This is a genomic window from Pseudomonas sp. GM84 (assembly GCF_000282535.1).
Classification (GTDB): domain Bacteria; phylum Pseudomonadota; class Gammaproteobacteria; order Pseudomonadales; family Pseudomonadaceae; genus Aquipseudomonas.
On the sequence record NZ_AKJC01000216.1, the window covers coordinates 1 to 18,750 of the forward strand.

An 18,750-nucleotide genomic window follows, 5' to 3' on the forward strand; every position below is an offset into this window, starting at 1 on the left:
GCGGCGCTCGATTGCATGGCCGCTACAAAACTCAAGGCATGCATCCCAGAGCCATCAACCCTTTTCCGCAGGCGCCGAGCTCAGCTCGAACGGGCTGCTGCTACGCCGCTGGTTGCGGTCTTCGCGCGGCGTGGCACCGAAGAAATTGCGGTAGGCACTGGAGAAGTGCGGCCCCGACGAGAATCCGCAGGACAAGCCAATCTGAATGATCGACTTGCTGGTCTGCATCAGCATCTGCCGCGCCTTGTTCAGGCGCAGCTCCAGGTAATACTGGCTTGGCACGCGATTCAGATACTGCTTGAAAATCCGCTCAAGCTGGCGCCGCGACACGCACACATGCTGGGCGATTTCGTCGGTGGTCAGCGGCTCTTCGATGTTGGCTTCCATCAACAGCACCGCCTGGGTCAGCTTCGGGTGGCTCGAACCCAGGCGATTCTGCAGGGGAATACGCTGGCGCTCGCCGCCCTCGCGAATGCGCTCGACCACCAGCTCCTCGGACACCGCGCCCGCCAGCTCCGCGCCGTGGTCGCGGGCCAGCACCGCCAGCAGCAGGTCGGTCACCGCCATGCCGCCACAGGCGGTAAGGCGATCACGGTCCCAGTCGAACAGGTGGCTGGTGGCAATGACCTTGGGGAAGCGCTCGGCAAAGTCGTCCTGCCAGCGCCAGTGCACGGCGGCGCGGTAGCCATCGAGCAGGCCCAGCATGGCCAGCGGGTATACACCGGCAGACAAGCCGCCAATCATGCAGCCGCTGCGCGCCACCTGCTTGAGCGCCGTCGACAGCGTCGAACCGACTGCCTGTGGCAGGTCATCGGCCAGCAGAAACAGCTTGTGACACCCTTCCAGGCGGCCACTCCAGGGCTCGCCCGGAAGGCGCCAGGCACCTTCTTGAGCAGGCTCGGCCTGAAGGAAGACCAGTTCGTAGGCCACATCCGGATGCACCCGCTGGGCCACCTGCAATACCTCCTCCGCCAGCGCCAGGGTCAAAGGCTTGGTGCTGGGCCAGATGAGAAAACCGATTCGCTGGGTGGTCATAGGGTAAGGTCCGAAACCTGAGGTCGTTCGCGTCTGTGGCGCCGGGGGCAAGCCGCGCTCGCTGCGCAGCATGCCCTATTCTGGTGCAAAGATGCAGCCTTTACTTCAGGCTGCCCGAGAGAAACTGCTTGAGCCGCTCGGATTGCGGATTGGCCAGCACTTCGCGTGGGCAACCGGTTTCCTCGACCAGGCCTTTGTGCAGGAATACCAGCTGGTTGGACACCTCGCGGGCAAAGCCCATCTCGTGGGTCACCACCACCATGGTGCGGCCTTCCTGGGCCAGGGCCTGCATGACCTTTAGCACATCGCCCACCAGCTCCGGGTCGAGCGCCGAGGTCGGCTCGTCGAACAGCATCACCTCGGGCTCCATGGCCAGGGCCCGGGCGATCGCCACGCGCTGCTGCTCGCCACCGGACATGTGGCCGGGGAAGGCGTCCTTGCGGTGCGCGACACCGACCTTGGCCAGGTAGTGCTCGGCCTTCTCCAGGGCTTCCTTCTTGCTCACGCCGAGCACATGCACCGGAGCTTCGATGATGTTCTCGAGCGCGGTCATGTGCGACCACAGGTTGAAGTGCTGGAACACCATCGACAGGCGCGAACGCATGCGCTGCAGCTGGCGCGGGTCGGCCGCCTTGAGCGCGCCATCCTTGCCGGCGACCATCTTCAGCTCTTCGTTGTTGAGCAGGATCTTGCCCGCGTGCGGCTGCTCGAGCAGGTTGATGCAGCGCAGGAAGGTCGACTTGCCCGAACCGCTGGAGCCGATGATGCTGATCACATCGCCTGCCTTGGCCGCCAGGGAGACGCCCTTGAGCACCTCATGGCTGCCATAGCGCTTGTGCAGGTCTTGGACTTCGAGTTTGTACATGCTGTCGGTTCTCACAGAGCGTTCAGTGCTTGCGCGGCGCCAGGTAGCCGAGCCAACGGCGTTCGGCCAGCTTGAACAGGCGCACCAGGATGAAGGTCAGGCACAGGTAGAACACGCCCGCCGTGATGTAGGCCTCGAAAGGCAGGTAGTACTGGGCATTGACCGTGCGCGCCGCACCGGTGATGTCGATCAGGGTCACGATCGACGCCAGGCTGGTGGTCTGCAGCATCATGATCACTTCGTTGCTGTACTGCGGCAACGCCCGACGCAAGGCCGAAGGCAGCAGGATGCGGCGGTACATTTTCATGCGTGACATGCCCATCGCCTTGGCCGCCTCGATCTCGCCATGGGGCGTAGCCTTGAGGCTGCCGGCGATGATCTCGGCGGTATAGGCGCTGGTGTTGACGGCGAAGGCCAGGCACGCACAGAAGGTCGCGCTGGACAGCCATGGCCAGAAGATGCTCTCGCGCACCGCCTCGAACTGGGCCAGACCGTAGTAGATCAGGAACAGCTGCACCAGCATCGGCGTGCCACGGATGACGTAGGTGTACAGCCAGGCGCTGATGTTCACCAGCGGATGCCTGGACACCCGCATCAGCCCCAGCGGCACAGCCGCCAGCAGACCGAACAGCAGCGACAGCGCCAGCAGCTTGAGGGTGGTGAACAGGCCGCCAATGTACAGCGGCATGGCCTCCCAGATGACGTTGTAGTCGAAGATCATAGTTCAGCCACCTTGACTCCCACCGAGTAGCGCCTTTCGAGATACTTCAGGGCCAGCAGCGAAACGCTGGTGATCACCAGGTACAGCGCCGCCACCGCCAGGAAGAAGGTGAAGGGTTCGCGCGTGGCGTCCGCTGCCTGCTTGGCCTTGAACATCATGTCCTGCAGGCCGACTACCGAGATCAGCGCCGTGGCCTTGGTCAACACCAGCCAGTTGTTGGTGAAGCCCGGGATCGCCAGACGGATCATCTGCGGCACCAGGATGCGGAAGAACACCTGGCGGTTGCTCATGCCATAGGCCACGCCGGCTTCGGCCTGGCCCTTGGGAATACCGAGGAATGCACCGCGGAAGGTTTCCGACAGGTAGGCACCAAAGATGAAGCCCAGCGTACCGATACCCGCGACCAGCGGATTGAGGTCGACGTAATCGTCATAGCCGACCAGCGGCGCCAAGCGGTTGATGATGTCCTGCCCGCCGTAGAAGATCAGCAGGATCAATACCAAATCCGGAATACCACGGATCACCGTGGCATACATATCGCCCAACCAGGCCAGCCAGCGCACAGGCGACAAGCGCAATGCCACGCCAATCAGGCCGAGCACGATGGCCAGGGCCATCGACGACAGGGCGAGCTGCAGCGTCAGCCACGCCCCGTCGAGGATGACTGCCCCGTAGCCTTTCAACATGATGAGGTCCTCGACCTAGAGAATGAAAAATGGTGCAAACCTCAGAGCCTCTGCTGTTTGCACCATTGAACAGGTGAAACTCGACGTCTTAGTTCGAGTCTGGACCGTAGATATCGAAGTTGAAGTACTTCTTCTCGATTTCTTTGTACTTGCCGTTGGCACGAATGGCGTCGATAGCGGCATTGATGCGGTCGGCGTTGGCCTTGTCACCCTTGCGCACAGCGATGCCCACGCCATCACCAAAGTACTTCACGTCGGTGAACGATGGACCCACGAAGGCGAAGCCCTTGCCGGCGTCGGTCTTCAGGAAGCCATCTTCGAGCAGGGTGGCATCGGCCACGGTGCCGTCCAGGCGGCCAGCGGCGACGTCCAGGTAGATTTCGTTCTGGGTACCGTAAGGCACGACGGTGGCACCTTTGGGCGCCAGTACTTCCTTGGCGAAGCGGTCATGGATCGAGCCGCGCTGCACACCGATCTTCTTGCCCTTCAGTTCATCCAGGCTTTCGCTGACGGTGCTGCCTTCCTTCATGACCAGGCGCGCCGGGGTCAGGTAATAACGCTTGGTGAAGTCGACCGACTTCTTGCGGTCCTCGGTGATCGACATGGACGACAGGATGGCGTCGATCTTGCGCACCTTCAGCGCCGGGATCAGGCCGTCGAATTCCTGCTCGACCCAGGTGCACTTGGCTTTCATTTCTTCACACAGGGCGTTGCCGATGTCGTAGTCGAAACCGGCGATGCTGCCGTCGGGCTGCTTGAAGGCGAAGGGTGGGTAGGCGGCTTCGATACCGATCTTCAACGGTTTTACATCATCGGCCTGCGACACCAGGGAAAACACGGAAAGCGCCAGGGCGCCAAGCAGTGCGAGCTTCTTCATCAGGTAACTCCATCGGTACGGGGCATTACAAGGCAGGGTAACAACTGCCCGATATGCGAATGGGTACAACGCGAGCCGCGCAGGGTTCGACCAAGGTCGCAGACCACGAGCGAGTGAGTGGCATTTTAACGACAGCCCGGTAGTCGATATTTCTTCAAAGCGACAACTACTTACAGAAGCGCTTGAAACCGCTGCGGGCGATGTTGACAGCCATTGCAAGATATGCAAGAGCGCAAGAAATAGAACCCATAGGACTAGCAATTACTGGGCCTATTATTGGCAAACCCTTGTGCTACGGCAAGTGCAGCGTGCTGCGTCGCACAAAACACCCACATGAACGCATCGAAATGGGACATGAAATGTTTCCCTGCGCCTCGTTTTCGTGCGAAGCCGGTGACAGAAGAGTTACCGATGAATGTCGGGTAACAGTAAAGCAAAAACCCCGCCGATTGCCTGGGCGGGGTTTTGGGTTTTGAAAGGGGCCGCGTTGCGGCCCAATCGCCGGCAAGACGGCTCCCACAGGATCTTGCAGAGACTACGCGATCCTTGTGGGAGCCGGCTTGCCGGCGATTGGGCTGCACCGCAGCCCCTTACGATCAGGCAGTCGCCAGGTTCATCGCCTTGTGCGTGTCGATCAGGTGCTGCACCACACCCGGGTCGGCCAGGGTCGAAATATCACCCAGCGCACCGTATTCACCCGTGGCGATCTTGCGCAGAATCCGGCGCATGATCTTGCCCGAGCGGGTTTTCGGCAGACCCGGCGCCCACTGGATCACATCCGGCGAGGCGATCGGACCGATCTCCTTGCGCACCCAGTTCTTCAGCTCCAGGCGCAACTGCTCGCTCGGCTCCACGCCAGCATTGAGGGTGACGTAGACATAGATGCCCTGCCCCTTGATGTCGTGCGGCACACCCACCACTGCCGCCTCGGCCACCTTGGCGTGGGCGACCATGGCACTTTCGATTTCGGCGGTGCCCATGCGGTGGCCGGACACGTTGAGCACGTCATCCACGCGGCCGGTGATCCAGTAGTAGCCATCCTCGTCGCGGCGCGCACCGTCGCCGGTGAAGTACATGCCACGGAAGGTCTTGAAGTAGGTGTCGACGAAGCGGTCATGGTCGCCGTACAGCGAACGCGACTGACCCGGCCAGGAATCGAGGATCACCAGGTTGCCTTCGGCAGCGCCCTCGATCAAGTTGCCCAGGTTGTCCACCAGGGCTGGCACCACACCGAAGAATGGACGGGTCGCCGAGCCTGGCTTGAGGGCCGTGGCCCCCGGCAGCGGGCTGATCAGCACGCCGCCGGTCTCGGTCTGCCACCAGGTGTCGACGATCGGGCAACGCTCCTTGCCCACGGTCTTGTAGTACCAGTTCCAGGCTTCGGGGTTGATCGGCTCGCCCACCGACCCAAGCAAACGCAGGCTGGAGCCATCAGCACCGGCCACTGCAGCCTCGCCCTCGGCCATCATCGCGCGGATGGCGGTCGGGGCCGTGTAGAGAATGTTGACCTTGTGCTTGTCGACGATCTTCGACACGCGGGTGATGTCCGGGTAGTTCGGCACGCCTTCGAACAGCAACGTGGTCGCGCCGTTGGCCAGCGGGCCGTAGACGATGTAGCTGTGACCGGTGACCCAGCCGACGTCGGCGGTGCACCAGTAGACTTCGCCCGGGCGGTAGTCGAACACCCGCTCATGGGTCAGCGCGGCGTACACCAGGTAACCGCCGGTGGTGTGCAGCACGCCCTTGGGCTTGCCGGTGGAGCCGGAGGTATAAAGGATGAACAGTGCTTCCTCGGCGCCCATCTCTTTGGGCGCGCAGTGGCTGGAAGCGACCTTCATCAGGTCTTCGTACCAGATGTCACGGTGCTGGTGCCAGGCGATGTCGCCGCCGGTGCGCTTGCACACGATGATCTTCTGCACGCTGCTGGTTTCAGGGTTGGTCAGCGCCAGGTCGACGTTGGCTTTGAGCGGGGTACGACGACCACCGCGCACACCTTCGTCGGCGGTGATCACCACCTTGGAGCGGCAGTCGATGATGCGCCCGGCCAGCGCTTCGGGCGAGAAGCCGCCGAAGACCACCGAGTGAATGGCACCGATGCGGGCACAGGCCAGCATGGCTACCACCGCTTCCGGGATCATCGGCATGTAGATGGTTACCACGTCACCGCGGTGCACATCCTGGCCGCGCAGGGCGTTTGCAAATTTGCAGACCTGCTCGTGGAGTTCGCGGTAGGTGATGTTGCGGTGCTCGGAAGGGTCATCGCCCTCCCAGATGATTGCCAGCTGGTCGCCGCGCTCTTCTAGGTGGCGGTCCAGGCAGTTGGAGGAAACGTTCAGAGTGCCGTCGGCAAACCACTTGATATCGACATGGTGATCGTCGAAGGAAGTCTGCTTGACCTTGGTGAATGGCTTGATCCAGTCGAGACGCTGGGCCTGCTCGCGCCAGAAGCCGTCCGGGTTGATCACCGATTGCTGGTACATGGCCTTGTAGGTGGCCTCGTCGGTCAGGGTAGTGGCCGCAACCTCGGGACGAACGGGATACAGTGGAGCCGCACTCATCTGTGTTACCTCGGTGTAATTGTTTTTGTATGGAATCGTTTGTAACTGTACCAGAGCGGCAAAAGCCATTCGACGATGGTAGTAGCGCGAGCAGAAAAATCTTCGGGATTTGGAGGGGACAGCTCTAGCCCGCGGCCGGCGGCTCTGCGAGGTAAAAATGAGGAGGATCTTGCCGGGGGATTGTTACAGATTCTGTCAAAAGGCAAAAAAACTTTATCAAAACACTATCTGTTTCCCTTAGTTGCCGAGGCATAAGATTCACCTCGCCAGCAACGGCAAGGCGATTAACTACCGGCAACAGCCCCCACGAAGGCACACGTTAATCCCTCTCTAATCCCGAAAGTTAAAACTTGGCTGTATTCGCGGCGCCACAAGCGCCGCGCGCCCCCTCACGACCTTAGACAGGTAAATTGAAGATGAAAGCTTTACTGGTATTGGTACTTGGCGGTCTTTGCAGCGCGGCAATCGCCGGCGAGGCAAATGATGTCGAGCAGATTCCGGTTGAACAGTACAGTTACTCGCAGCACCTGGACATCGCTCGCGTCATTTCCATGAGCGAAGTGCCAAATGTCTGCGAAGTCGTGCCCGCTCGGATGACCTACGAGGACTCCCAGGGCCAGAAGCACATCCTTGAATACCGCGTGATGGGGAACGGTTGCTCCAACGGCTGAGGCTTGCAATCTAGCAGGTTGCGCCCTGTGGGAGCGGGCTTGCCCCGCGAACCAGGGCGAAGCCCTGGCCATACACCTTTATTGCCCTGGCCGACCCTTTCGCGGGACAAGCCCGCTCCCACAGAGTATTTTGAAACTCTCAGCTAACAGGCTGTAACTTTACTCACCCGACTTGCCAAGGGAATAGTCCCGCAACTTATTGGCAATGGTCGTGTGCGAAACACCCAATCTTTTGCCCAGCGCACGGCTACTTGGGTATTCGCCCATCAAACTTTCCAACACCGCCTTTTCAAATCGTCCGACGATCTGCGAAAGATCCCCGTCCAGGGAAAACTCGCCCAAGGGTTGCCGCACGCCATAATCCGGCAAACGGATGTGCTCGCTTTTAACCACCCCGCCTTCACAGAGCGATACCGCCTGGAACAATACGTTTTCCAGTTGCCGCACATTGCCCGGCCAATGATATTGCGCCAGTTTGTCCATCGCCGCCGGCGCCAGGCGCGGCATGGCGCAGCCGATCTGCCGGCTGGCCTGGTCGAGAAAGTGCTGGACCAACCCTTCGAGCCCGTCCATGCACTCACGCAGCGGCGGAATATGCAGCGACAGCACGTTGAGGCGGTGGTACAGGTCCTGGCGAAACTCGCCGCGGGCGCACAGCTCGGACAGGTCCACCTGAGTAGCGCAGATCACCCGCACATCGAGGAACACCTCTTCATCGCTACCGACCCGACGAAAGCAGCCGTCCTGCAGAAAACGCAGCAGTTTCACCTGCAGGCGCGGGCTCATCTCGCCGACCCCGTCGAGGAACAAGGTGCCGCCGGCAGTCAGCTCCAGCAGCCCTAGCTTGCCTTCGGCGCGCGCGCCCTCGAATGCCCCAGGGCCATAACCGAACAGTTCGGTCTCGGCCATGGATTCCGGCAGCCCGGCACAGTTGAGCGCCATCAGCGGTGCCTGCCCGCGCGGGCTGGCCAGGTGGCAAGCACGGGCCAGCAGCTCCTTGCCCGTGCCGGTTTCGCCCTCGATCAGCAACGGCGCATCCAGTGGCGCCATGCGCCGCGCCTCACGCACGACTGCGGCCATCACCCGTGAACTCTGGAAGATGCTGTCGAAGCCCCGCAGCTCCTGCTTGCGCACGTTATAGATGCGCTCGCCGATGCGATCGGCGCGATGCAGGGTAAGTACCGCCCCCGCCAGCGCCTCACTGTCGTCGTGCTCGGACTGCAACGGTGCGATGTCAGCCAGGAACACATCACCCTTGACCTTGATGCGCAGGCCATTGATCCGTGACTTGTTGGCCCGCACCAGCTCCGGCAGATCGAAATCCTCCACATAGCGCGCCAATGGCATGCCTGGCACTTCGTCGACGCGCACGCCGAGCAACTGCGCAGCGGTACGGTTGGCGGCGACGATGCTGCCGCCCATGTCCACCGACAGCACCGGGAAGTCCAGGGCACCCAGCAGTGCATTGAGCTCCATGTGCCGCCGCTCGCTGGGCATCAGGCCGACACGCTTGACCCCGAACACCCCGGCGATCGACTCGAACTTGGGCCGCAATGCCTGGAACTGCAAGTTGATGAGATTCGGGCAGTGCAGGTAGATGGCATTGCCATGGTCCCCTCCCACCTCGCCGCGCAGCACGTTGATACCGTATTCCACCAGCAGGTTGAGGATGTCGCGGAGGATGCCGATGCGGTTCTGGCAATGCACTTTGATACGCATGATTGCTCTCGAAGCGGCGAAGTATTTCAACCTCGCCTGGAAAAATCGTAAAGATAAGCTGACAAAATCTAAGCTTTCAGCAGCTCGATGTGCCGAATTTTCCGGCATGCCGTCCGTTTTGTAAAATAATCGTTACGAAATGAAGATCGACGGGGCCGTCGCGCCACCTGCCAACCCCGTGCAAATCATCCGGATGCGGGATATTTCTGGTGTATGTCGTGGACATAACAAGAATGCCCTCACCAGGAGAGCCACATGAAACAGACGCAATACGTGGCACGCGAGCCCGATGCGCATGGTTTTATCGACTACCCGCAGCAAGAGCATGCGGTGTGGAACACGCTGATCACCCGCCAGCTGAAGGTCATCGAAGGCCGCGCGTGCCAGGAATACCTGGACGGCATCGACCAGCTCAAGCTGCCCCATGACCGTATCCCGCAACTGGGCGAGGTCAACAAAGTGCTGGGCGCCACTACCGGCTGGCAGGTTGCCCGGGTACCGGCACTGATCCCCTTCCAGACCTTCTTCGAATTGCTGGCCAGCAAGCGCTTCCCGGTCGCCACCTTCATCCGTACGCCGGAAGAACTGGACTACCTGCAGGAACCGGACATCTTCCACGAGATCTTCGGCCACTGCCCGCTGCTGACCAACCCCTGGTTCGCCGAATTCACCCACACCTACGGCAAGCTGGGCCTGGCCGCGACCAAGGAACAACGCGTGTACCTGGCGCGGCTGTACTGGATGACCATCGAATTCGGCCTGATGGAAACCCCGCAAGGTCGCAAGATCTACGGCGGTGGCATCCTCTCCTCGCCCAAGGAGACCGTCTACAGTCTGTCAGGCGAGCCGGAGCACCAGGCCTTCGACCCGATCGAAGCCATGCGCACCCCGTACCGCATCGACATCCTGCAGCCGCTGTACTTCGTGCTGCCAGACCTCAAGCGGCTGTTCGACCTGGCCCACGAAGACATCATGGGCATGGTTCAGCAAGCCATGAAGCTGGGGCTGCATGCGCCGAAGTTTCCACCCAAGCAGGCTGCCTGAGCCCTCTCGATAACAACTCGAACCGGAAAAGTACCCATGAATGCCTTGAACCAAGCCCATTGCGAAGCCTGCCGCGCCGATGCGCCGAAAGTCACCGACGACGAACTGGCCGAGCTGATCCGCGAGATCCCGGACTGGAACATCGAAGTACGCGACGGCCACATGGAGCTGGAGCGCGTGTTCCTGTTCAAGAACTTCAAGCACGCCCTGGCCTTCACCAATGCCGTGGGCGAGATCGCTGAAGCCGAAGGCCACCACCCGGGCCTGTTGACCGAGTGGGGCAAGGTCACCGTGACCTGGTGGAGCCACTCGATCAAGGGCCTGCACCGCAACGACTTCATCATGTGCGCACGCACAGACAAGGTTGCCGAAACGGCTGAAGGCCGTAAGTAACCTGAAAAAGGGCCGCACAGCGGCCCTTTTTCATTGGGAAAAATGTCCGGTATCCGCACGCAAAACCGACAAGCGACCGGGAATTAATTACAAACTGTCATCCAGAGTTGTGTATCCTGCCCCAGCTTTCCGAAGCTCGAACCGCGCCTGCCGCAGACTTTTCACTCACACTTGCGAGGAACGACGAGATGCATGAGATCCCGAATTTTCCCTTCCCAAGCCTGAACCCCGAAGAGCCCACCGTTGCCGCCCACTCCGAACCGACGCCTGCCGTCGAGGATGGCGACGATCAATCCAGCGCTGATCAGGAATAACCGCGCACCCCATCGGCTGTGTGAAAACGGCTGACCTGCGGGCCACCCCCGTCATCACGTTTTCACACCGTCCAGCCTTGATCGGCAGCCTGCTGGCACAGGCATTCTTCATGCAAGCCCCTCCCACAGATCATCCCTGGGTAGTTATCATCGCAGGGTTCACGCCTGCCTATTGTCCATTGGATTCTTCATGTCCGCGCCTGCCCCCTCCCAGCTTGCGATCACCGCGCAAGTGGTTTCCATCGTCCTGTTCACCTTCATCGGCTACCTGAACATCGGCATCCCTCTGGCCGTGCTGCCGGGTTATGTGCACAACGAGCTGGGCTTCAGCGCCGTGGTCGCGGGGCTGGTGATCAGCGTGCAGTACCTGGCGACCCTGCTCAGCCGCCCCACCGCCAGCCGCATCATCGACAACCTGGGCAGCAAGAAGGCGGTCATGTACGGCCTGTTCGGCTGCGGCTTGAGCGGCGTGTTCATGCTGGCCTGCGCCTTTCTGACCCACCTGCCCTGGGTGAGCCTGGCCTGCCTGCTGGTGGGCCGCCTGGTGCTGGGCAGCGCCGAGAGCCTGGTGGGCTCGGGCTCGATTGGCTGGGGCATCGGCCGGGTCGGCGCCGAGAACACCGCCAAGGTGATTTCCTGGAACGGCATCGCCAGCTATGGCGCACTGGCCGTCGGCGCGCCGCTGGGCGTGCTGATGGTCAAGAGCCTGGGCCTGTGGAGCATGGGCGCGAGCATCATCCTGCTGGGTGTCGTCGGCCTGCTGCTGGCCTGGCCCAAGCGCGCTGCACCGGTCGTCAGCGGCGTGCGCCTGCCGTTCCTGCGGGTGCTGGGCAAGGTGTTCCCGCATGGTTCGGGGCTGGCCCTGGGCTCGATCGGCTTCGGCACCATCGCCACCTTCATCACCCTGTACTACGCCAGCCGCGGCTGGGGCAACGCCGCCCTGACCCTGAGCCTGTTCGGCGCCAGCTTCATCAGTGCGCGGTTGCTGTTCGGCAACCTGATCAACCGGATTGGCGGGTTTCGCGTGGCCATTGTCTGCCTGGCGGTGGAAACACTGGGCCTGCTGGTGCTGTGGCTTGCGCCCAGCGCAGAGATGGCGCTGGCCGGTGCGGCGCTGAGCGGGTTTGGGTTCTCGTTGGTGTTCCCGGCGCTGGGAGTGGAAGCGGTGAATCAGGTTTCGGCGGCCAACCGCGGGGCGGCGGTGGGGGCGTATTCGCTGTTCATCGACTTGTCGCTGGGGATTACCGGGCCGCTGGTGGGGGCGGTGGCGTCGGGGTTCGGGTTTGCTTCGATGTTTCTGTTCGCGGCGGCGGCGGCCTGTTGCGGGTTGGTGTTGAGCTTGTATCTGTACAGGCAGGCGCGGCGGACCCGGGAAAGCCTGCATCAGGCTTGATCATGCAGGGCCTTTGCCGGCCTCTTCGCGGGACAAGCCCGCTCCCACAGGTACAGCACCGCCCTCAAGGGCAGTGGAGATACCTGTGGGAGCGGGCTTGTCCCGCGAAGAGGCCAGTACAGGATCAGCGCTGCGCGTACTGCAACACCACTTCCAGCGGGTGGCGCATCTGCCGCTCGGTCATGCGCTTGACCTGGCTGCGGCACGAATAACCGGTCGCCAGGGCCTCACCCTCCTTGTCCAGCTTGGTCGCCCACGACTGCTCGAAGATCGTCCGCGAAGTATCCTGGTTGCGCGCCTCGTGCCCATAGGTACCGGACATGCCGCAGCACCCCGTGGCCTCGGTCACCAGCTTCAGGCCCAGGCGCGCGAACACCTGCTCCCATTGCCTGGTACTGGCCGGCACGTTGGTCTTCTCGGTGCAGTGCGCCATCAGGCGGAAGTTGCCTGGCGCAGTCGGTGCCTGCTCGGGCAAAACGTCCATCAGCCATTCCTGTGGTAGCAGCACGTTCGGGCTGCCCTCAAGCCCCGGCACCTTCTGGTACTCCTGGCGGTAGACCAGGGTCATCGCCGGATCCAGACCTACCAGCGGTACGCCACAGTCGGCCAAGGCCTTGAGCTGGGTGGCGTTGCGGATGGCGGCCTTGGCGAAGGCGCCGAGGAAGCCCTGCACATGCAGCGGCTTGCCATTGGCGCTGTAAGGCGCCAGGAACACACGATGGCCAAGGCGGTGGGCCAGTTCGATGAACGCAGCCAGCAGCGGCGTCTCGAAGTAGCGGGTGAAGGCGTCCTGCACCAGCACGATGCTGCGCTCGCGCTGGGCTGGCGTCAGTTCGCGCAGCGCTGGCACGCTGGCCACGCCGACCCGGCAACGGGTCAGGGTAGACTGGAAGTTGAAACGGCTGATCAGCGGGCTGTCGACCATGCCGACCTGCTCCGCCAGCAGCTTGCTCACCCACTTCGAACCCATCACCGCGTTGTAGAGCCCCGGCGCGTGGGCCAGGTAAGGGATGGTGAATTCCAGCGAGCCGATCAGGTAGTCACGCAGCGGGCGCTGGTAGCGGCCGTGGTACAGCTCGAGGAAACGCGAGCGGAAGTCCGGCACGTTGACCTTGATCGGGCACTGCCCCGCGCACGATTTGCACGCCAGGCAGCCGGCCATGGCGTCGTACACTTCATGGGAGAAGTCCTCCTGCCCCTGGCTGCGCGCGCGGTTGTTGCGCAGACGCGCCGGCAGGCCCTTGAGCCACGACACCTTGTTGCGCGCCGCGGCCAGCACGTCGATGTTCGCTTCGCCTTGCAGGCGCAGCCACTCGCGCATCAACGAGGCACGGCCCTTGGGCGAATGTTGACGTTCACGGGTGGCCTTCCACGACGGGCACATGGCGTCGTTGGGGTCGTAGTTGTAGCAGGCGCCGTTGCCGTTGCAGTGCACGGCACTGGGGAAGTCCTGCCACACACGCTCGTCGATGGTGCGGTCGAGATCACCGCGCAGGGTCACGCCGTCAACCTTGGTCAGGCCCTCGGCACTGTCCGGCGGGGTGCAGATCTTGCCGGGATTGAGCTGGTTGTGCGGGTCGAATGCGCCTTTCAGGCGCTGCAGCGCGGGGTACAGTTCGCCGAAGTATTCCGGCACGTACTCTGAACGCAGGCCCTTGCCATGCTCGCCCCAGAGCAGGCCACCGTAGCTTTTGGTCAACGCTGCCACGGCATCGGAGATCGGCTTGACCAGCGCGGCCTGGGCCGGGTCTTTCATGTCCAGCGCCGGGCGTACGTGCAGCACGCCGGCATCGACGTGGCCGAACATGCCGTAGGCCAGGCCGTAGCCGTCGAGCAGCGCACGGAAGTCGGCGATGTAATCGGCCAGTTGCTCCGGCGGCACTGCGGTGTCTTCGACAAACGGCTGCGGCCGCACTTCGCCCTCGACGTTGCCGAGCAGACCCACCGAGCGCTTGCGCATGGTGTAGACGCGGGTCACCGCCTCGGCACCTTCGGCCAGGGTATGGCCCAGGCGCTCGACGCCGGTATCGCGCTGCAGGTGCTCGATGAAGGCCTCGACCCGGGCATTGACCTCGGCCGGCTCGTCGCCGCAGAACTCCACCAGGTTGATGCCCAGGGTCGGGCGCTCGGGGTCGGCCGGGAAGTATTCGGCAACGCTGTGCCAGACGATGTCCTTCATCGCCAGCATCAGCACCTTGGAGTCCACCGTCTCGATCGACAGTGGCTTGTGCGCCATCAACGCATTGGCATCGCGCAGAGCGTCCATGAAGCTTGCGTAGCGGACGTTCACCAGCACCGCGTACCTGGGAATCGGCAGCACGTTGAGCTTGGCTTCCACCACGTAGCCCAACGAGCCTTCGGCACCGCACAGCACGCTGTTGAGGTTGAACCGGCCCTGTTCGTCGCGCAGGTGCGCCAGGTCATAACCGGTCAGGCAACGGTTGAGCTTGGGGAAGGTGCTCTCGATCAGCTCGGCCTGGGTTTCCTGGATTTCCCGGGCCATGCGGTACACCTCGCCGACCCGACCGCTGGCGGCACAAGCCTGTTCCAGCGCGGCATCATCGATCGGCAGGCTGTGCAGGCGCTCGCCACCGAGCAGCACGCTGTGCAGTTCGAGCACGTGATCGCGGGTCTTGCCGTAGGTGCAACTGCCCTGGCCGCTGGCATCAGTGTTGATCATGCCGCCGACGGTGGCGCGGTTGGAGGTGGACAGCTCGGGCGCGAAGAACAGCCCGTGCGGCTTGAGCGCGGCATTGAGCTGGTCCTTGACCGTACCCGCCTCGACCCGCACCCAGCGCTCCTCGACGTTGATTTCGAGGATCTTGTTCATGTGCCGCGACAGGTCGACAACGATGCCGTCGGTCAGCGATTGACCGTTGGTACCGGTGCCACCGCCACGCGGGGTCAGCTTGACCTGCTGGAAACGCGGCTCGCCCATCAGCGTGGCGACCCGCGCCACGTCGTCGGCGTCCAGCGGGAACACTGCAGCCTGGGGCAGGCGCTGATAGATCGAGTTGTCGGTGGCAAGCACCGTGCGGGTGCCGTAGTCGGCACTGATCTGGCCACGGAAGCCGCTGTTGCGCAGGGCTTCGAGGAATTCGGGGTAAGCGGCGGTCGGCGCAAGGGTCGGCAGCTGGGCGATCATCGAAGGATGGCCTCTTGATATGGGCTAATTCACGGGAATCCTGTCATCCCGGCATAGGTCGATGCAGGCAGGGATGACGTATAGGCCAATGTTCCTGTAGTTTCGCCTCAGGGGCAAACGGATAATCCTGCCGCTATCGATGACTTTTGTGAATGAATTACCGCCACCTGACCCCGTCCATGTCATTGCTGCTGGCTTTCGAGGCCGCTGCGCGGCATGAAAGCTACACCCGTGCCGCCGCCGAACTGTCCCTGACCCAGAGCGCGGTCAGCCGCCAGGTGCAGGCGCTGGAGCAACAACTGGGGCTGACCCTGTTTCGCCGCGAAGGCCGGCAGGTGCAGCTGACTGATGTCGGTCGGCTGTACCAGCGCGAGCTGAGCGAAGCATTGGGGCGCATCCGCAGCGCCACGCTGCAGGCCCTGGCTTATCAGTCCGGGGTCGGCACCCTGCGCCTGGCCACCTTGCCCACCTTCGGTTCCAAGTGGCTGCTGCCGCGCCTGCACGCGTTCTACAGCGCCCACCCGGGGATGCTGGTGCATATTCATTCACGGATCGAAGCCATCAACTTCGACACCAGCGAGATCGACGCTGCCATCGGCGTGGCCAGCCATGACCTGCCCGGATTGATCTGCCATCGCCTGCACGCCGAGGAACTGGTGGTGATCCTGCCGCCGCAGGCCGGCGCGCAAGCCCAGGACTGGCCACCCGCGCGGATCAGCGAAGAAGTATTGCTCAACGTCGCCAACAACCCGCACGCCTGGGGCGAATGGTTCTCGCATCATGGCTTGCCGCACCGGGCGATGCGCCTGGGGCCGAGTTTCGAACTGACCTCGCATTTGATCCAGGCGGTGCGGGCCGGGATCGGGATCGGGTTGGTGCCGCGGATTCTGGTGGAGGAGGAACTGGCCAAGGGTGAGCTGTTCAGCCCGGGGGCGGCGTTTGCCAGCCAGCGCAGTTATTACCTGATCTACCCGCCGAGGAATGAGGCGCTGCCTTCGTTGCGGGCGTTTCGTAGCTGGTTGCTCGAACAGATCTGAATGCTTCATTGCCAGATCCGGCCCTTTCGCGGGACAAGCCCGCTCCCACAAGTACTCCACTGAACCAAAGAGCAGTGGCGTAGTTGTGGGAGCGGGCTTGTCCCGCGAAAGGGCCAGTGCAGGCAACAAAAAACCCGATGCCAGCCACCTGACATCGGGTTTCGTCTACCGCCCGCAGCCTTTACTTGGCCGCAGTACCAGCAGCTGTGCCATTGACCTGCGGCCGGCGCTTGGACTTGATGGCGTAGGCCAGGAACATCACCAGCAACCACACCGGAATCGCATACACCGACACCTGGATACCCGGGATCAGCAGCATGATGCCCAGAATCAGGACCACGAAGGCCAGGCAGATGTAGTTGCCGTACGGGTACCACAGCGCCTTGAACAGCGGCTTCTGGCCAGTGCGGTCGAGGTGCTGGCGGAACTTCAGGTGCGAGTAGCTGATCATCGCCCAGTTGATCACCAGGGTCGCGACCACCAGCGACATCAGCAGCTCCAGCGCATTCTGCGGGATGAAGTAGTTCAGCAGCACCGCAATCAGGGTCACGGCTGCCGACACCAGGATCGAACGCACCGGCACACCGCGCTTGTCGACCTTGGCCAGGGCCGCCGGGGCGTCACCCTGCTCGGCCATGCCCAGCAGCATGCGCGCATTGCAGTAGGTGCCGCTGTTGTACACCGACAGCGCGGCAGTCAAGACCACGAAGTTCAGCAGGTGCGCAGCCACATCGCTGCCCAGCAGCGAGAACACCTGCACGAACGGGCTGCTGCCGTAGCTGCCGCCGGACGCGTCGATGCTGGCGACCAGGTTGTCCCATGGGGTCAGCGACAACAGCACCACCAGCGCACCGATGTAGAAGATCAGGATGCGGTAGATGACCTGGTTGATCGCCTTGGGGATCACGGTTTTCGGCTTGTCGGCCTCAGCGGCGGTGAAACCGAGCATTTCCAGGCCGCCGAATGAGAACATGATGAAGGCCAAGGCCATGACCAGGCCGCTGACGCCATGCGGGAAGAAGCCGCCATGGGCCCACAGGTTGGTCACCGAGGCTTCGGGGCCGCCGCTGCCGCTGGTCAGCAGGTAGGCACCCAGGCCGATCATGCCGACGATGGCCGCCACCTTGATGATGGCGAACCAGAACTCGGCTTCGCCGAAGACCTTCACGTTCATCAGGTTGATGGCGTTGATCAGCAGGAAGAAACCGGCCGCCGTCACCCAGGTCGGGATCTCCGGCCACCAGTAGTGGATGTACTTGCCAACCGCCGTGAGCTCCGACATGCCCACCAGGATGTACAGCACCCAGCAGTTCCAACCCGACAGGAAGCCGGCGAAACCGCCCCAGTACTTGTGGGCGAAGTGGCTGAACGAACCGGCCACCGGCTCTTCGACGATCATCTCGCCAAGCTGGCGCATGATCATGAAGGCGATGAAGCCGCAGATGGCGTAGCCGAGGATCATCGACGGGCCGGCGGATTTCATCACGCCTGCCGAGCCGAGGAACAGGCCGGTACCAATCGCGCCGCCAAGGGCGATCAACTGGATATGGCGGTTCTTCAGGCCCCGCTTGAGCTCGCCTGAATGCATGTTTTGTTCACTCATGAACGAAGTCACCTGCATTGTTTTTATCTGTGACGGAATCGGACCCACCGCGCTCGTGGCGCAGCGGAATGGGCAAGGTGGTTACCTTGGGTTTCTTGCACACGGGCGCCGCCAGGGCGGATCAACCGGGTGTGAGCAAGAGTGCGCGGTACGCAAAAGGGTCACAGGTAAAACGCGGCGCACTGTATACCCCTGCGAGCGCGCAGGCGTCAACGCGTTGCATCAATTCCCGGGGGAAAAACGCAGCGATCCTGTGGTGGATGCCTTCAAAGGCGAGGTGATCGGCGTACATGGCGCCTCCATTTGTTGTTCTATGTGCCCGACTCTGTGGACGGGCTTCTGCACATGGCAATGGACGCTATAACAGCGTGGGGACGGGGGTTTGAGCAATAGGGGGGCGGGCTGGGGCGCAGGCTTTCGAGGATGGGCGCGGCAAGATCTGTTTACAGAAAACCAGACCGACCAAGGAAAGCGGGGGAATTTGTATAAATTTCTTTACAAGGCGGTTTGAAAACTTGCCAGTCGTCCGAAAAATTGTTTTTCCTCAATATCTTGGCTTTCGGGGGCCTGACTTTGTTTTTGCGGTGGGGCGCAAATCGAGCGCCGCCCGCGCGGCGCATCGCGAGCAAGCTCGCTCCTACATTTGTTGCAACGTACCTATGTCTGATAGGCCATGGTTGTCAGCCTTG

General features: G+C 62.3%; 15 protein-coding genes. 6 read left to right on the top strand and 9 right to left on the bottom strand.

The features are described from left to right. Positions 1-54 precede the first annotated feature (54 nt). From argR to acs, 6 genes are all read right to left on the bottom strand, one after another. Positions 55-1,035, bottom strand: a complete 981-nt coding sequence (argR, locus tag PMI38_RS17760; RefSeq protein WP_008096709.1) for a transcriptional regulator ArgR — start codon at positions 1,033-1,035, stop codon at positions 55-57. A gap of 100 nt (positions 1,036-1,135) precedes the next feature. After that, positions 1,136-1,900, bottom strand: a complete 765-nt coding sequence (locus PMI38_RS17765) for an ABC transporter ATP-binding protein (protein WP_008096710.1) — start codon at positions 1,898-1,900, stop codon at positions 1,136-1,138. 22 nt (positions 1,901-1,922) lie between these two features. Then, the gene (locus tag PMI38_RS17770) at positions 1,923-2,621 is read right to left on the bottom strand and encodes an ABC transporter permease (protein WP_008096711.1); all 699 of its coding nucleotides are present in this window, start codon (positions 2,619-2,621) and stop codon (positions 1,923-1,925) included. Then, complete coding sequence (locus PMI38_RS17775) at positions 2,618-3,307, bottom strand: ABC transporter permease (protein WP_008096713.1); 690 nt, start codon at positions 3,305-3,307, stop codon at positions 2,618-2,620. The genes PMI38_RS17770 and PMI38_RS17775 overlap by 4 nt, the downstream gene beginning before the upstream one ends. An 88-nt stretch (positions 3,308-3,395) precedes the next feature. Then, positions 3,396-4,184 carry an ABC transporter substrate-binding protein gene (locus PMI38_RS17780; protein WP_008096714.1) on the bottom strand — a complete coding sequence of 263 codons (789 nt, stop codon included), beginning with the start codon at positions 4,182-4,184 and terminating at the stop codon, positions 3,396-3,398. Between the two features lie 596 nt (positions 4,185-4,780). Next, positions 4,781-6,742: an acetate--CoA ligase gene (gene acs, locus PMI38_RS17785; protein ID WP_008096715.1), complete on the bottom strand. Its 1,962-nt coding sequence runs from the start codon at positions 6,740-6,742 to the stop codon at positions 4,781-4,783. A 416-nt stretch (positions 6,743-7,158) separates the two neighbouring features. Between acs and PMI38_RS17790 the strand changes: the two genes are divergently transcribed. Beyond that, entirely contained in the window at positions 7,159-7,413 is a 255-nt protein-coding gene (locus PMI38_RS17790) for a DUF2790 domain-containing protein (RefSeq protein ID WP_008096716.1), read from the top strand. 159 nt (positions 7,414-7,572) lie between these two features. Here PMI38_RS17790 and PMI38_RS17795 read toward each other — a convergent pair whose 3' ends face one another. Further along, on the bottom strand, positions 7,573-9,132 hold the full coding sequence (locus PMI38_RS17795; protein WP_008096717.1) for a sigma-54-dependent phenylalanine hydroxylase transcriptional regulator PhhR: 1,560 nt from the start codon (positions 9,130-9,132) through the stop codon (positions 7,573-7,575). A 255-nt stretch (positions 9,133-9,387) separates the two neighbouring features. On the opposite strand from PMI38_RS17795, the gene phhA reads away from it, so the two are divergent. The 4 genes from phhA to PMI38_RS17810 all read left to right on the top strand — a co-directional run bounded on the left by phhA (position 9,388) and on the right by PMI38_RS17810 (position 12,276). After that, positions 9,388-10,176, top strand: coding sequence for a phenylalanine 4-monooxygenase (gene phhA / locus PMI38_RS17800; RefSeq protein ID WP_008096718.1), 789 nt, complete (start codon positions 9,388-9,390; stop codon positions 10,174-10,176). Between the two features lie 36 nt (positions 10,177-10,212). Continuing rightward, on the top strand, positions 10,213-10,569 hold the full coding sequence (locus tag PMI38_RS17805; RefSeq protein ID WP_008096719.1) for a 4a-hydroxytetrahydrobiopterin dehydratase: 357 nt from the start codon (positions 10,213-10,215) through the stop codon (positions 10,567-10,569). 188 nt (positions 10,570-10,757) lie between these two features. Then, entirely contained in the window at positions 10,758-10,883 is a 126-nt protein-coding gene (locus tag PMI38_RS27730; RefSeq protein WP_008096720.1) for a hypothetical protein, read from the top strand. A 190-nt stretch (positions 10,884-11,073) separates the two neighbouring features. Next, complete coding sequence (locus PMI38_RS17810; protein ID WP_008096721.1) at positions 11,074-12,276, top strand: MFS transporter; 1,203 nt, start codon at positions 11,074-11,076, stop codon at positions 12,274-12,276. Positions 12,277-12,400: 124 nt separating this feature from the next. Here the strand turns inward: PMI38_RS17810 and ydiJ are convergent, their stop codons facing one another. Continuing rightward, positions 12,401-15,421, bottom strand: coding sequence for a D-2-hydroxyglutarate dehydrogenase YdiJ (ydiJ, locus tag PMI38_RS17815; RefSeq protein WP_008096722.1), 3,021 nt, complete (start codon positions 15,419-15,421; stop codon positions 12,401-12,403). Between the two features lie 152 nt (positions 15,422-15,573). Here ydiJ and PMI38_RS17820 point away from each other — a divergent pair, with 152 nt between their 5' ends. Continuing rightward, a complete protein-coding gene (locus tag PMI38_RS17820) occupies positions 15,574-16,458 on the top strand; it encodes a LysR substrate-binding domain-containing protein (RefSeq protein ID WP_008096724.1) in 885 nt (294 codons plus the stop codon). 181 nt (positions 16,459-16,639) lie between these two features. Here PMI38_RS17820 and PMI38_RS17825 read toward each other — a convergent pair whose 3' ends face one another. Continuing rightward, on the bottom strand, positions 16,640-18,061 hold the full coding sequence (locus PMI38_RS17825) for an amino acid permease (RefSeq protein ID WP_162130465.1): 1,422 nt from the start codon (positions 18,059-18,061) through the stop codon (positions 16,640-16,642). Positions 18,062-18,750: the final 689 nt, after the last annotated feature.